The organism is Kribbella monticola (genome assembly GCF_003261635.1).
In the GTDB taxonomy this organism is placed as follows: Bacteria; Actinomycetota; Actinomycetes; order Propionibacteriales; family Kribbellaceae; genus Kribbella; species Kribbella monticola.
The window spans coordinates 1-14,301 of record NZ_QFXK01000026.1 but is presented as its reverse complement, the minus strand read 5'-3'; the positions used below and the strand labels follow the sequence as shown (position 1 = coordinate 14,301).

General features: G+C 67.7%; 14 protein-coding genes. 8 read left to right on the top strand and 6 right to left on the bottom strand.

Features of this window, described 5'->3' with window-relative positions; all coding sequences use genetic code 11:
• Positions 1-309: 309 nt before the first annotated feature.
• Both DIZ26_RS10455 and DIZ26_RS10450 read right to left on the bottom strand, forming a co-directional pair.
• Positions 310-1,269: a sigma-70 family RNA polymerase sigma factor gene (locus tag DIZ26_RS10455; protein ID WP_112239847.1), complete on the bottom strand. Its 960-nt coding sequence runs from the start codon at positions 1,267-1,269 to the stop codon at positions 310-312.
• A gap of 419 nt (positions 1,270-1,688) precedes the next feature.
• Positions 1,689-3,761, bottom strand: a complete 2,073-nt coding sequence (locus DIZ26_RS10450) for a S9 family peptidase (protein ID WP_112239845.1) — start codon at positions 3,759-3,761, stop codon at positions 1,689-1,691.
• A gap of 98 nt (positions 3,762-3,859) precedes the next feature.
• Between DIZ26_RS10450 and DIZ26_RS10445 the strand changes: the two genes are divergently transcribed.
• The gene (locus tag DIZ26_RS10445) at positions 3,860-4,624 is read left to right on the top strand and encodes a phytanoyl-CoA dioxygenase family protein (protein WP_112239843.1); all 765 of its coding nucleotides are present in this window, start codon (positions 3,860-3,862) and stop codon (positions 4,622-4,624) included.
• A 5-nt stretch (positions 4,625-4,629) separates the two neighbouring features.
• Here DIZ26_RS10445 and xth read toward each other — a convergent pair whose 3' ends face one another.
• On the bottom strand, positions 4,630-5,433 hold the full coding sequence (gene xth / locus DIZ26_RS10440; RefSeq protein WP_112239841.1) for an exodeoxyribonuclease III: 804 nt from the start codon (positions 5,431-5,433) through the stop codon (positions 4,630-4,632).
• A 61-nt stretch (positions 5,434-5,494) separates the two neighbouring features.
• A complete protein-coding gene (locus DIZ26_RS10435; RefSeq protein WP_112239839.1) occupies positions 5,495-6,154 on the bottom strand; it encodes a TetR/AcrR family transcriptional regulator in 660 nt (219 codons plus the stop codon).
• Positions 6,155-6,227: 73 nt separating this feature from the next.
• Here DIZ26_RS10435 and DIZ26_RS10430 point away from each other — a divergent pair, with 73 nt between their 5' ends.
• From DIZ26_RS10430 to DIZ26_RS10410, 5 genes are read left to right on the top strand one after another with little or no spacing between them, the layout of a single operon-like run.
• On the top strand, positions 6,228-7,112 hold the full coding sequence (locus tag DIZ26_RS10430; RefSeq protein WP_112239837.1) for an SDR family oxidoreductase: 885 nt from the start codon (positions 6,228-6,230) through the stop codon (positions 7,110-7,112).
• A complete protein-coding gene (locus DIZ26_RS10425) occupies positions 7,109-8,269 on the top strand; it encodes a saccharopine dehydrogenase family protein (RefSeq protein ID WP_112239835.1) in 1,161 nt (386 codons plus the stop codon). Before DIZ26_RS10430 ends, DIZ26_RS10425 begins: the two co-directional genes overlap by 4 nt.
• 4 nt (positions 8,270-8,273) lie before the next feature.
• Positions 8,274-9,134 carry an alpha/beta fold hydrolase gene (locus tag DIZ26_RS10420; protein WP_112239833.1) on the top strand — a complete coding sequence of 287 codons (861 nt, stop codon included), beginning with the start codon at positions 8,274-8,276 and terminating at the stop codon, positions 9,132-9,134.
• Entirely contained in the window at positions 9,131-9,523 is a 393-nt protein-coding gene (locus DIZ26_RS10415) for a YccF domain-containing protein (protein ID WP_112239831.1), read from the top strand. The genes DIZ26_RS10420 and DIZ26_RS10415 overlap by 4 nt, the downstream gene beginning before the upstream one ends.
• Positions 9,520-10,251 carry an MBL fold metallo-hydrolase gene (locus tag DIZ26_RS10410; RefSeq protein WP_112239830.1) on the top strand — a complete coding sequence of 244 codons (732 nt, stop codon included), beginning with the start codon at positions 9,520-9,522 and terminating at the stop codon, positions 10,249-10,251. Before DIZ26_RS10415 ends, DIZ26_RS10410 begins: the two co-directional genes overlap by 4 nt.
• A gap of 180 nt (positions 10,252-10,431) precedes the next feature.
• On the opposite strand, the gene DIZ26_RS10405 is transcribed toward DIZ26_RS10410, so the two are convergent.
• Positions 10,432-10,965 carry a hemerythrin domain-containing protein gene (locus DIZ26_RS10405; protein WP_198676031.1) on the bottom strand — a complete coding sequence of 178 codons (534 nt, stop codon included), beginning with the start codon at positions 10,963-10,965 and terminating at the stop codon, positions 10,432-10,434.
• A gap of 100 nt (positions 10,966-11,065) precedes the next feature.
• Between DIZ26_RS10405 and ddaH the strand changes: the two genes are divergently transcribed.
• Positions 11,066-11,833 (top strand): dimethylargininase, encoded by a 768-nt coding sequence (gene ddaH / locus DIZ26_RS10400; RefSeq protein ID WP_112239828.1) that lies wholly within the window; start codon positions 11,066-11,068, stop codon positions 11,831-11,833.
• Here ddaH and DIZ26_RS10395 read toward each other — a convergent pair.
• Positions 11,813-13,285 (bottom strand): DNA polymerase IV, encoded by a 1,473-nt coding sequence (locus DIZ26_RS10395; RefSeq protein ID WP_232828244.1) that lies wholly within the window; start codon positions 13,283-13,285, stop codon positions 11,813-11,815. The two genes, ddaH and DIZ26_RS10395, sit on opposite strands and share 21 nt — an antisense overlap.
• Positions 13,286-13,356: 71 nt before the next feature.
• Between DIZ26_RS10395 and DIZ26_RS10390 the strand changes: the two genes are divergently transcribed.
• Positions 13,357-14,211: an MBL fold metallo-hydrolase gene (locus DIZ26_RS10390; protein ID WP_157979670.1), complete on the top strand. Its 855-nt coding sequence runs from the start codon at positions 13,357-13,359 to the stop codon at positions 14,209-14,211.
• Positions 14,212-14,301 lie beyond the last annotated feature (90 nt).

The window sequence follows — 14,301 nt, the reverse complement described above, 5'->3', positions numbered from 1 at the left end:
CCGCCGGAGGAGCCAGCCGGACGAGGAGATGACGAGCGGTGGTGCTGTCGGTCGGGGCAGAAGCCGGAGTGGCGGGAGGGACGGCGAGCGTCCGCTGGTCGATCGAGCGGAGGCTCGCTGGTCCATCGGGCGGGGAGGCGGAGGCGAGGCTCGTGGGTCGCAGGGGCGGCGGAGGCGAGGCTCGTGGGTCGCAGGAGCGGCGTGCGGCGTACGGGCGGTCGGGCCTGATCGCCTGGTACGAGAGGACCCCCGGGCCGTGGGCGGCTCGGGGGTCCTGTGGGGGTTCAGTGGCTGGCGCTGGGCTCGGGGTCAGGCGGCCAGGGTCGGGTCGGCGAGGCGGCGCAAGCGGCCGAGGGCCTCTCGCTCGATCTGCCGGACCCGCTCGGCCGAGATGCCGTGCACCGCACCGATGTCGGCGAGCTTCGCCTGCCGGCCGTCGTGCAGCCCGTAGCGGCGCCGGATGACGTCCGCCGACCTCGGGTCGAGCTGGTCGACCAGGCTGAACAGTCCGGACCGGTCGGAGGCGTCGGCCACCAGCTGGTCGGGCCCGGGCGCGGTCTCGGCCGCGATCAGGTCACCCAGCGAGGTCTCACCCTCGTCGTCGATCGGGTTGTCCAGGCTGATGTGGTCCCGGCCGATCCGGATCAGGTCGGTGACCCGCTCCACGTCCAGGTCCAGCTCCGCCGCGATCTCGTCGAGCTCCGGCTCGCGCCCGAGCTTGCGCTCCAGCGTGCGCCGGGCCGACCCGATCTGGTTCAGCTGCTCCACCACGTGCACCGGCAGCCGGACCACTCGGGCCTGCTGCGCGATACCGCGGGTGATGGCCTGCCGCACCCACCAGGTCGCGTACGTCGAGAACTTGAATCCCTTGCGGTAGTCGAACTTCTCCACCGCGCGGATCAGGCCCGTGTTGCCTTCCTGGACCAGGTCCAGGAGCGGCATCTGGGACCGTCCGTAGCGGCGGGCGATCGAGACCACCAGCCGCAGGTTCGCGGTCACGAACCGTTGCTGCGCGCGCTGGCCCTCTTCGGCCAGCCACTCCAGCTCTTCCTCCGTCGCATATTTGGGCGCTCCGCCCTTCTTGCGTCCAACCCGCCCCTCGGCCAGCAGTTGCTCCGCGAGGAGACCTGCCTCGACCGTCTCAGCGAGCTCGACTTCTTCTTCAGCGGTCAGCAAAGGGGTGCGAGCGATCTCTTCCAGGTAGAGACCGACGCTGTCCTTGCCGTCGATACCGTCGTCCGTTGACCGGACACGAGCCATGCGAGCCACCGAAACTCCCTTCGTCGTTACATGGAGAGCAACGCTCGAGTGAGGTTCAAGATTCCACGATGAGTGTGTAAACAGCCTGAACGTTCCCTGAGATTTCCCGGCACCGTTCTTCAGTGGCAACTCAGCGTGGAACCCACGAGCGGACCGGGTTTGCGCGTTGTCGACGACTGCTGCGCAAATTCGGCTTCATCTGCTGGGTTTCCGCCCCCAGGACGCCGAAGCCACGTGATTGGTTGACTCCGGGCGACCATTGTTCTGTCAGCGATTCGGCTGCCGAAATGTGTTGCAGCACACACCAGCAAGACGTCCCGCCATGGACAACGCATCCGGTACCCGGGACCTTCCCGGGAAAACCGGAACTTGTGCAAGGCAGCGAAAAGCCCCGAAAGGCGACCTTTCGGGGCTCTTTCGCTCGGTGGTCAGGCCAGCCCGAGGACGTCCAGTTCCCAGGCGTACTGGAATGCCAGCTCGCGCCAGGCGTCGTACCGGCCGCTGCGCCCGCCGTGGCCGGCTTCCATCTCGGTCTTCAGTAGTACGTCGACGTCGCCGCTAGCCGTCGCTCGCAGCTTGGCCACCCACTTGGCCGGTTCGACGAAGAAGACCCGGGTGTCGTTGAGGCTGGTGATCGCGAGGATCCGCGGGTACTGCTGGGCCGTCACGTTCTCGTACGGCGAGTAGGACTTCATGTACTCGTAGACCTCGCGATCCTCGAGCGGGTTGCCCCACTCCTCCCACTCGATCACCGTCAACGGCAGCGACGGGTCCAGGATCGTCGTCAGCGCGTCCACGAACGGCACCTGGGCGATCACGCCGCCGAACGCGTGCGGTGCCAGGTTCGCCACCGCACCCATCAGCAGGCCACCGGCGCTGCCACCATGGGCGACCAGTCGCTCGGGCCGGGTCCAGCCGTCCTTGACCAGGTGCTCGGCACACGCGATGAAGTCGGTGAAGGTGTTGCGCTTGGTCAGTGTCTTCCCGTTGTCGTACCAGTGCCGGCCCATCTCCCCGCCGCCACGGATGTGGGCGATCGCAAACACCACGCCGCGATCGAGCAGCGACAGTCGCGCGATCGAGAACCACGGGTCGATCGACGACTCGTACGAGCCGTAGCCGTACAGCTCGACCGGTGCGTTCCCGTCCTTCGCGACGTCCTTGCGCGCCACGATCGAGATCGGCACCTGCGTCCCGTCGGGTGCCGTCGCCCATTCCCTGTACTGCGTGTAGTCGCTCAGGTCGACCCCGCCGAGGACAGGCTGCTGCTTGAGCAACCGGCGTTCCCCGGTCACCACGTCCACGTCGTACGTCGTGGAAGGTGTCACCAGTGACGTGTAGCCGAACCGGTAGCGGGTGTCGTGCCACTCGTCGTTGCGGCCGGGGGAGACCGTGTAGATCGGCTCGTCGAACGTGAGTGCCTCAGGAGCACCGAAGACCGATCCGTCGCGGCGCATGATCGCGAGCTCGGTGAGTGCGTTGCGCCGGCGGTACAGGATCACGTGGTCGGCGAACGCGTCGACGCCGAGCAGCCGGCTCGACTCATCGCCCTCGATGAGGGTGGTCCAGTCACCGGGCGCGTCCAGCGAGGCGGTCGCCAGGGAGAAGTTCGCCGCGTCGGCGTTGTGCGTGATGAGCAACTGGTCGCCCGCGTGCTCGACGTCGTATTCGACGCCCTCCCGGCGGGGCGCGACCACGACCAGTTCGCCGGTCGGGTCGTTGGCGTCGAGCAGCCAGACCTCGCTGGTCAGCTTGCTGCCGAGGCTGATCATGATCGCCTGCTCGTTGCGGGTCAGGTCGACGCCGACCCAGAAGCGCTCGTCCGGCTCCTCCAGCACGAGCACGTCGTCGGACTCGCCGAGCGTGTGCCGCCAGATCTGGTGCGGCCGCCACGCGTCGTCGACCTTCGTGTAGAAGATCGTCGAGCCGTCGGCGGACCAGGCCGAGCCGTAGTGCACCTCGGGCAGCTCGTCCGGCAGCAGTTCGCCGGTGCTCAGATCCTTGATCCGCAAGGTGAACCGCTCGTCGCCGGTCAGATCGGTCGAGTAGGCGAGCAGCCGGCCGTCGGGGGAGACGTCGACCGTGCCGAGCGAGAAGAACTCCGAGTCGCCCGCGACCTCGTTCCCGTCGAGCAGCACCTCTTCGCCGGGGATCTCGCCCTCGGTCGCCGGCGGCTCGTCGCCGTCCACCTTCACCCGGCAGCTGATCGCGTACTGCTTCCCCTCGACCGTGCGGGTGTAGTACCAGTACCCGCCCCGGCGGGCCGGCACGCTCAGGTCGGTCTGCAGGGTGCGATCGGAGATCTCGGTGAAGATTGCCTCGCGCAACGATTCGAGATGCGCGGTACGGGCCTCCGTGTAGGCGTTCTCGGCGCGCAGATAGTCCAGGACCTCGTCGTCGGTCTTGTCCCGCAGCCACTCGTAGTCGTCGACGAACGTGTCGCCGTGGTGGGTGCGTTCAACAGGCTTCTTCGCCGCGACCGGCGGTTTCAACTCGGACATGCGAGCGACATTACAGCGTCACCGCGGGCGCTCGCGCGACTCCTGCCGGCCGCCGAATATCAGTGGTGGGTTCACGCTGCGCGGTCCAGCATGGGGAGATGCTTGGCGACATTCAGCTGGAGGAATTCACCCGCGACGGGATCGTCCGGATCCCCGGTGCCTTCTCTGCGGAGGATGCCGCCCGGATGCGGGAGGTGCTGTGGCGCGAACTCGGCGAGCTGTACGGGATGCAGCCCGGCGATCGCCGTACCTGGACGCCGGTACGGCCGACGAACCTCGTGGCCAGCAAAAAGGATTCCGCGGCGAACGCGATCCTTGGGCTGCCGCTCCGGTCTGCGCTCGACCAACTACTGGGTCCGGGCGGCTGGTCCGAGCCTCCTCATCAGGGGCAGGTCCTGGTGACGCTGCCGACGGACGAGCCCTGGGCGCTACCGCATCGGCAGTGGCACACGGATGTCGGCTTCGAGAGTCCGCCGGACGAACTGATCGGCATCAAGGTCTGGGCGCTCCTGGGCGACCTCGAACCGGGTGGTGGCGGTACGCCGCAGGTCGCCGGCTCGCACCGGGTGATCGCCCGCTACCTGACCACGACCGACGAACGGGACTTCAAGACTGTCCGCGATCAGGTTCTGGCATCTCACCCGTGGTTGCGCCAGTTGACTCGCAAGGACAGGACTGCCGACTTGATGAGCGAGACGGACCTGGACGGGATTCCGGTCCGAGTGGTCGAGCTCGTCGGACAGGCCGGCGACGTCTACCTGACCCATCCGTGGGTGCTCCACTCGATCGCACCGAACGCACGGGACACCCCGCGGATGATGCGCAGCCGGATGATCTGGCGAACCGGCTCGGCCCAGCGCTGAGCTTGTCAGATCTCGTACGTCGCGACGACGGGCGCGTGGTCGCTCCAGCGTTCGGCGTACGTCGGGGCGCGGTGGACCACGCAGCCGGTCGCGCTCGCGGCGAGCTCCGGTGAGCCGATCTGGTAGTCGATGCGCCAGCCGGCGTCGTTGTCGAAGGCCTTGCCGCGCCAGGACCACCAGGAATACGGGCCCGGGCCGTCGCCACCGAAGCGTCGGCCCAGGTCGACCCAGCCGGACTCGAAGAGCGAGTCGAGCCAGGCGCGTTCCTCGGGCAGGAATCCGCTCTTCTTCCGGTTCGCCTTCCAGGCCTTCAGATCGACCTCGCGGTGGGCGATGTTCAGGTCGCCGCACATCAACACGTGCCGTCCGTCAGCGCGCAGCGCGGTGAGCCGGTTCGTGATCGCGTCCAGAAACGCGTACTTCTCGGCCTGCCGCGGCGGAGTCTCGAACTCGCCGGTGAAGACGTACGTACTGATCGCAGAGAGCGTGTTCCCGTCGTCCAGGACGATCTCGGCCTCGACCCATCGGCCACACCCCGCGAACCGCTCGGGTCCGAGCTCGACGGTCTCCAGTTTGATCGGCCGGCGACTCGCGATCGCGACACCGGCGCGGCCCTTGCTGCCCTCGATCACCGGCTCAGCGTGTGCGATGTGCCAGTCGCCGCCGAGGTGATCCCGCAGTACCTCGTCCGTCGCCCGGACCTCCTGCATCAACAGGATCTCGGGATCGGTCTGCTCGAGCCAGACCGCCATCCCGCGCCGATACGCGGCCCGAATCCCGTTCACGTTCACCGTCGCAACCTTCAGCACGCGAGAACCCTAGCGTTCGGTGACCGTCCTCAACGCGAGGCAGTCACCAACGCCCGGTAGATCAGATGGTGGTCAGCAGGGCTGTGAGTGAGCCTTCGCAGAGGTGTTCGAGGGTTTCGGGGGAGACCGTGGGGTTTTCGATCCAGGTGAGAAGGGTCTGTTCGACGTAGCCCTGCCAGCCGTGGCAGAGGAGTTCGACTGCGGGGGTCACCTCGGTTCCGGAGGCGGCGACGGCGTCGATGACCCAGCGGCTGAACACTTGTCGGAGTTCGGTGTGCAGAGCCCGTACTGCGGGATCGCCGGCGGCCGACATCAGCAGGGTTGCCCTATAGAGCTGGGGTGCCTCGAGGACTGCTCGGACGAAGGCGCGGATTCCGCTGCGCAGTTGCTCCTCGGGCGGCAGCGACAGGTCCGGCGCAGTACGGAGCATCACTTCCGCGGCGGCTTCCTCGATCACGGCGTACTGGAATTTCTTCTTCGAGCCGAAGTAGTGGAACAGCAGCGCGGGGGACACCTTCGCCTCCGCAGCGACCAACTCGACCGTGAGTTCCCGGTGCGGATCCGCTTCCAGAACCCGCCGCGCCGCATCCAAGATCTGACTTCGCCGCTCCTCCGGCCGCAATCGCGCAGACCGCTCCCGACCCTTCCCGCCAACCGCCAAACCGCCGGCTCCGCCTGTCGGTTCGCCGGTGGTGCTCGGGTGCGGGGTGGCGTGGGTCATGGGGGCAGTCTATTGAGTTGTAGCTCAATAAGCACTTACTGTTGAGTATCCACTCAACAGTTGGAGGTCGGCGATGGCGGGCAAGGTCGTACTCATCACAGGCGCGTCGCGGGGGATCGGTGCCGCCGTGGCCCGGAAACTGGCGAGCGAGGGCGCGACGCCGGCCTTGGTAGGTCTCGAACCGGACGAGCTGAAGAAGGTCGCCGAGGACTGCGGCCCCGACGCCGGTTGGTGGGAGGCCGACGTCACCGACCTCGAATCTCTCCGCACCGCCGTCGAGGCGATCGCCGAGCGCTACGGCCGGATCGACGTGGTGGTGGCGAACGCCGGGATCGCCGCGCCTGGCTTCAGCCGGAGCATGGACCCGGCCGTCTGGGAGCGCGTTCTCGACGTCGACCTGTACGGCGTCTGGCGGACCGTCCACCTGACTCTTCCGCACCTGCTCGAGAGCAAGGGCTACCTGTTGCTGGTCTCGTCGCTGGCCGCGGTCGTGCACATTCCCGGCCTCGCGTCGTACAACGTCGCCAAGGCCGGCGTAGAAGCGATGGGTAACACCCTGCGGGCCGAGCTCAAGCATCTCGGCGTCGATGTCGGTGTCGCGCACATGACCTTCGTCGACACCGACATGGTGCGTGGCGTCGACGAGCATCCGGTCTTCGGGCGGGTCCGGACCGGTATCCCGCTGGCCAGCCGCGTCTACCCGCTGGACTTCGCCGTCGACAAGTTCGTCCAGGGCATCAAGAAGCGCTCTCGCGTCGTCCACGTCCCCGGCTGGATCGGTCCGATGAAGATCTTCCGGTCGCTGATCCCGCACCTGGTCGAGCTCGGCGCGCGCTTCAACGTGCCGAAGGCCGATCGCGCCGCCCTGGCCGACATCGAGGCGCGCGGCGCCGCCGAATCCTCCCGCGCCTCGGGTGCCGGCGGCCGCGCCGACTCGGAGAAGGCAACGCGCCGATGACCGACGACCGCCAGTACGACGTCGTGCTGCTCGGCGCGACCGGCTTCACCGGCGAACTCACCGCCGCCTATCTGGCGAAGAACGCGCCCGCTGAGCTGAAGTGGGCGCTGGCCGGCCGGAACAAGGCGAAGCTCGAAGCTGTCCGCGAGAAGCTCGGCATCGACGTCGATCTCGTCCTCGCCGACGTGAGCGAGCCGGAAACGCTGAGAGCGCTCGCTGAGTCCACCCGGATCGTCGTGACAACCGTCGGTCCCTACGTCCGGTACGGCGAACCGCTGGTCGCCGCCTGCGCCGAAGCCGGTACCGACTACCTGGACCTGACTGGTGAGTCCGAGTTCGTCGACAAGATGTACGTCGCCTATCACGCGAAGGCCGTCGAAACGGGTGCGCGACTCATCCATTGCTGCGGCTTCGACTCCATCCCGTACGACCTGGGCGTCCAGTTCACCGTCGAGCAGTTGCCGGCCCGGGTGCCGATCCAGGTCGACGGTCTGCTCCGCGCCGGTGGCAAGCCGTCGAGCGGAACGTTCCACACCGCGATCACCGCGTTCTCGCGAGGCAAGCAGAACCTCGATGCCCACCGTGCCCGGCGCAAGGCCCAGCCTCGCCCCGCAGGGCGTTCGGTCAAGCTGACGACCGGCACGATCCACCGGGCACAGGGTTTCTGGGCCGTTCCGCTGCCGACCGTCGACCCGCAGATCGTTGCGTACTCGGCGAGCCTGCTCGACAGCTACGGACCTGATTTCCGCTACTCGCACTACGCCGCGGTCAGGCGCCTACCGGTTGTTGCCGGCGGCATCGCCGGGCTCGGGCTGCTGGTGGCCGCCGCGCAGATCCCGCCGGCCCGGAACGCCCTGCTGGCAAGGTTCAAGGCGGGCGACGGGCCGAGCCCCGAGCGACGCGCGAAGTCCTGGTTCAAGGCACGCTTCGTCGGTTCCGGCGGCGGCAAGCGGGTGATCACCGAGGTGGCAGGTGGCGATCCCGGGTACGACGAGACCGCCAAGATGCTCGCAGAATGCGCTCTCTCGCTGGCGCTGGACGATCTCCCGGCGACGTCCGGCCAGACCACGACCGCGGCCGCGATGGGCCCTGCTCTGCGCGATCGGCTGGTCCGTGCGGGGATCACCTTCCGGGTCGTCTCCACCGAGGAGTACTGAGTTCGTGCGGGTCACCTCGGCCGACGGCACCCGGATCGCGGTCTACGAGTACGGCGATCCGACCGCGCCGGTCCTGATCTGCGTCCACGGCTATCCGGACAACGCCTCCCTGTGGGCACCAGTTGCTCGGCAGCTCGCCGAGCACTTCCACGTGGTCACGTACGACGTCCGCGGCGCGGGGGAGTCGGATCACCCGCGCGACCGGGCGGCGTACAAGCTCGATCGGCTCGAGGAGGATTTCGCGGCCGTGCTGGCCGCGGTGTCACCGGACCGGCCCGTGCAGGTGCTCGCGCACGATTGGGGCTCGATCCAGGCGTGGCATTTCGTGACGAGCGAACGGCTGCGCGGGCGGATCACGTCGTACGTCTCGATCTCGGGGCCGTCGCTGGATCACGCCGGCTTCTTCCTGCGCAGCCACCGGCCTGCCCGCGAGCGGATCGGGCAGCTCCTGCATTCCTGGTACATCTTCTACTTCCAGCTGCCCTGGCTGCCCGAACGCGGCTGGCGCAAGGGCTGGGCGCATCGGCTCTTCAGCCGCCTCGAAACCGCCGCCGGCGGAACGCGCCCGAAACCCGGAGAGCGCTCCCTGGCGGACTTCGTGAACGGCCTGAACCTGTACCGCGCGAACGTCCTCCCGCGGCTGCTTCGACCCGAGGAACGGCGAACCGACGTACCGGTGCTGGCTGTTTCTCCTGACGGAGATGCGTTCGTGACGACACCACTGCAGACCGATGTGTCCCGCTGGGCCCCGAACCTGAGCACGCAGGTGGTCAGGGGTGGCCACTGGTTGCCTCGGAACGATCCCGGACTCGTCGCCCGGCTGACGCTGGAACACACCCGGCGGGTGGCAGGCTGGCAGGTATGAGAACGATTCTGAACCTGATCTGGCTGGTGCTCGCCGGCTTCTGGCTGGCGCTCGGCTATGTTGCCGCCGGGCTGATCTGCTGCGTCCTGATCGTCACCATTCCGTTCGGCATCGCGTCGTTCCGGATCGCCGGGTTCGCGCTCTGGCCGTTCGGCCGGACCGTGGTCGACAAACGCAGCGCCGGCGCCGGTTCCGTGCTGGGCAACGTGATCTGGGTGATCGTCGCGGGCTGGTGGCTCGCGCTCGGCCACCTGATCAGCGGTATCGCCTTGTGTGTCACGGTCATCGGTATCCCGCTCGGCCTGGCGAACTTCAAGCTGATCCCGATCTCGCTGCTGCCACTGGGCAAGGACATCGTCTCCACCGACGAGGCGTTCGGCGCTCGATGAGATCGCTCACCGTCCTCGGCTCGTGTGGTGCGTGGCCGGAGCCGGGGCGCGCTTGTGCCGGTCTCCTGCTCGAGTACGACGGGTTCAAGGTCGTCCTCGATCTCGGTTACGCGGCACTCCCGCAGTTGCTGAAGTACTGCCCGGACGGCGAGGTCGACGCGGTCGTGGTCACTCATCAGCACCCGGATCACTGCGTCGACGTGAGCGCTCTCGCCCGCGTCCGCTACTACCTGGCTCCCGACGCGCCCGCGATCCCGCTGTACTGTCCGCCCGGCGTCGTCGACGTACTACGGGCGCTCGAGCCGCGCCCTGATCCGGCGAGCGTGTTCGACGTGCACGATCTCGGCCCGACCGAGAAGATCGGGCCGTTCCGGTTGGAGAGCGTTCTCTTGCCGCACTACGTGACCAACCTCGGCGTACGGCTCAGCGCGCCGGGACTCACCGTTGCCTACACCGGTGACAGCGGTCCGGCTCCCGAGCTGGGGCAGTTGTCCGCGGGCGCTGATTTGCACATCTCGGACGCAACCCTGCAAGGGGATTCGCCGACGACAACACCGCGCTACGTGATGACGGCAACCGAAGCCGCCATCGGTGCGACCTCTGCGAAACGCCTTCTGCTGACCCACTTCTGGCCCGGCTCAGATCGCGCTCTCTCCGTTGCCGAGGCGCAGCGAATCTTCCCCGGCGAAGTGATCGCCGCGGAGGAAGGCCTCGTCATCCCGCTCTGACGTCTGAGGTCCTGCTCTGACGTTTGAGGTCATCCCGCTCTGACACCGAGCTGACGGCGCCGCTGGGGATGCGCGTTCCTGCGACTCTGGGCGCGGGTCAGCCGCACTCACGCCGATTCCGGCGACTGACCCGCGCTCAGAGTCGCAGGAGCAATCGCGACCGGACGTACGCGGTACAGCTCAGTTCTTGTCTGCAGTTTTCTTCTGGGCGGTCTCGACCAGCTTGCGGACGTTCTCGATCGCGCCGCAGCCGGCGTCGATCTGCCGGCTGCGTTCGGCCGCGAACTCGGTGCCGAGACGAAGCCGGACCTCCTGGTCCACCTCGGTCCTGGCCGGGTTGAGGATGTCGCGTTCCTCCTCGTCGATGTGGTGCGTCAGCGCTTCGGAGAGTTCGTGCGTCTTCTCGCTGAACTCCTCCGAACTGCTGTCCGCGACCTCCATCAACGCGAGCAGGGCTTCGTTGCCCTCATCGTGTTCGTGCTCGGAGTGCTCGACCTCGCCGGAATCGATCGCCTGCTTCTTCCGCAGCGCCGGATACACCGTAGACTCCTCAGCCTCCGCGTGCGCGATCAGCACGGTCGCGAGATCGGCGAGCACCGCGTCGCGGTCGCTCTCGACATCGCGAAGCTCACGCAACGCTTCCTCGAACCAGCGGTGATCGGCGAGGATGACCTCGACCACGTCACCACCGGTCTGCTGCAGGATCTTCGGCATTTCCACGTCCTCCGCTGTCGGGCCTGTTCGACCCAGGTACCCGCGATCCGCTCGCACATGCGCGCGGACTTCCCCTGACCGCGGCGACTACTGTGCGCCCATGGCAACCATTCGTGCGCTCGTACGCCGTCCCAGCCCGCGCCTCGCCGAGGGCCTGATCACCCACATCGAGCGAGTCCCGGTGGACGTCGGCCTGGCGGCAACGCAATGGCAGGAGTACGTCGACGCGCTCACCGCCGCGGGGTGGGACTGTGTCGAGGTACCGCCGATCGACGACTGCCCGGACGGCGTGTTCGTCGAGGACACGATGGTCGTCCTCGGCGACCTCGCGGTGATCGCCAGAGCCGGCGCGGACGAACGACGTCCGGAAGCGGCGGACGCCGAGCGCGCCGTTGCCGCTCAGGGCTACCGGATCGAGCGCATCACCGAGCCCGGCACACTCGACGGCGGTGACGTGCTCAAGATCGGCTCGACCGTGTACGCCGGACTGGGCGGCCGGACGAACCAGGCGGGGATCGATCAGCTCCGCACGTTCCTGGAACCGCTTGGCGCGCAGGTCGTCGCCGTACCGGTCAGCAAGGTGCTGCATCTCAAGTCGGCGGTGACGGCGCTTCCGGACGGCACGGTCATCGGGTACGAACCGCTGGTCGACGACCCGGCCGCGTTCCCCAAGTACCTGGCCGTGCCCGAAGAAGCCGGTTCGCATGTCGTACTACTGGGGGAGAACCGGCTGCTGATGGCAGCCTCGGCGCCGAAGTCCGCCGACCTCTTCACCGAGCTGGGCTATCAGGTCCACGTCGTCGACATCAGCGAGTTCGAGAAACTCGAAGGCTGCGTGACCTGCCTATCAGTCCGCCTGCGCGGCTGAGGTTCCCGGCCCTGAAATCTCCCGCCCCGGGATCTCCGGCACCGAGATCTGCGGCACCGAGATCTGCGCCACCGGGATCTCCGGCACCGAGATCTGCGGCACCGGCGGATCCGGAGCTGAATCCTCCGCGGCTGCATCGTCCGGCGGCCTCCGCTGGAGTCTGCGGAGCTCCGGATCCTCGATCGCGAAACTGCGCACCGGCCCGGCCGGCGTCGCTGCGGTCTCGAAGCGAACCGTCACCACCCCGCGCCCCGACCCCCAGACCCAGCCTTCGCCGTACGACGTGTGCACGACGTCCTGGCCGGGGTAGTACCCCGAGAGCCTTTCGCGAGGTCGTTCTGGCAGTTCGACGAACTCGAGCGGAACCTCCTCGTTCTCGCTCTCGGTGAAGAGGTCGTCCTGGATCCAGTCGGCCAGCGACGACACCCCGACACCGAGCAGCCGGATGCCACCCGAGACGTCGCTCTCCTCCAGCAATCGTCGCGCGACCCGGGCGATCACTCGCGGGTCGTCGGTCGGCCCGGCCAGCGTCGACGACCGCGTGTGTGTGGTGAAGTCGTGCATCCGCGTCTTGACCGTGACCGTGCGCCCCGACAGTTGCGCCTTCTGCAGCCGCTCGGAGACCCGGTGTGCCATCCGGTCACCGATTGCCGTGAGCAACGATCTGTCCAGGATGTCGGTCTCGAAGGTGTCCTCGACGCTGACCGACTTGGTCTCCCGGTCGCTCACCACCGCCCGATCGTCCGCCGCGACCGCCAGCCGATGCAGGCTGCTACCGTGCGCCGAACCGACCTGCCGGATCAGCTCGTCCTCACCCAGTTGCTGCAGATCGGCCACGGTCCGCACACCGGCCATGCTGAGCCGCTGTGCGGTCGCCGGGCCGACTCCTGGGATCACGGTCACCTGCATCGGCGCGAGGAAGTCCGCCTCGGTGCCCGGTGGGACGACGACGACACCGTCCGGCTTGTCCAGGTCGCTGGCGATCTTCGCGATCAGCTTCGACGTGCCCGCACCGACGGATGCGGTCAGGCCGCCGCTCGCCTCCTTGATCGCCGCCTTCAGATCATTGGCGATCGCCGTCACATCCTCGACCGTCAGGCCGCTCAGCCCTGAAGCGGTCAGATCAACGAACGCTTCGTCCAGCGACAGCGGCTCGACCAGCGGGGACAGCGCCCGCATCTGCGCCATCACCGCCTGACTGACCTCCCGATACACCTCGAAGCGCGGGCCCAGATACGCCGCATGCGGGCACCGCGACCGCGCCTCGGCGGTCGACATCGCCGACCGTACGCCGTACTTACGCGCCTCGTACGACGCCGTCGACACGACTCCGCGCACGCCGATGCCGCCGACCACGACCGGTTTGCCGCGCAGCGAGGGTTTGTCCCGCTGCTCGACCGCCGCGAAGAAGGCGTCAAGGTCGACGTGAAGGATGGACGGATCGGTACGCACCGGACAAGTCTCCCCGCAGCCACCGACAATTCCCGCAGCGAGTGACCGGTTCCGCGTGGCAGCATCCCGGCATGACGAACTTTCCGCCGCAGTGGGACGACGGCACGACAGCCGACAGCGCCGAGCACCAGGTGCACTGGTACGACGAACAGACGGTGATCATCCGGCAGGCGCTGAGGACGACCTTCGAAGGTCCTTTCATCTATCTCCTGCTCGGCTCCGAGCGGGCTCTGCTGCTCGACACCGGCACCGGCGACGCCGACCTGCGCAAGGTGGTCGACGAGTTGCTCGACGGCCGCGACCTGGAGTTGGTGGTCGCGCACACGCACGGCCACGGCGATCACGTCGGCGGCGACGACCAGTTCACATCAGAGGAAAACCAAGGGAAGGAAGGAAAGCGGGGGACAGGGGGCGGAGAAGGGCGGCGCATTCACGTGGTGGGGAAGTCCGCGGAGGAGGTTGCGGAGTACTTCGGGATCTCGGCCTGGCCCGAGGAGGTGGTGGAGTTCGATCTCGGCGGTCGCGTGCTGGACGTCGTACCGATTCCTGGGCATCACCCTTCGCACCTGGCGTTCTACGACCGTTCGACGCAGTTGCTGCTGACCGGGGACTCGCTTTATCCGGGTCGGCTCTACGTGTTCGACTGGCCGGCGTACCGGGCGAGCATCGCCCGACTGGCCGCGTTCGTTGCCGGTGGCAAACCGGTCCGCCTCGTTCTTGGCACGCACATCGAGATGACCCAGGAGCCGGGCGTCGACTTCGACTTCGGAGCGGATCGCCACCCCGGTGAGCACCAACTGCAGTTGGCGCCGCAGGCATTGACCGAACTCGCCGAGGCGCTCGAAGAAGCCGGTGACACCCCGCGACGGATCGTCCGCGACGACTTCATCGTCTTCCCGCTCTCACCGGCCGGCGAGCCGCTCTAGATGTACTCGGTCAGTAGGTTGGTGACAGTCGGCTGATGGGTGGTCGGCCGCCGAGTGCGGTGTGTCGGCGTTGATTGTTGTAGAAGTCGA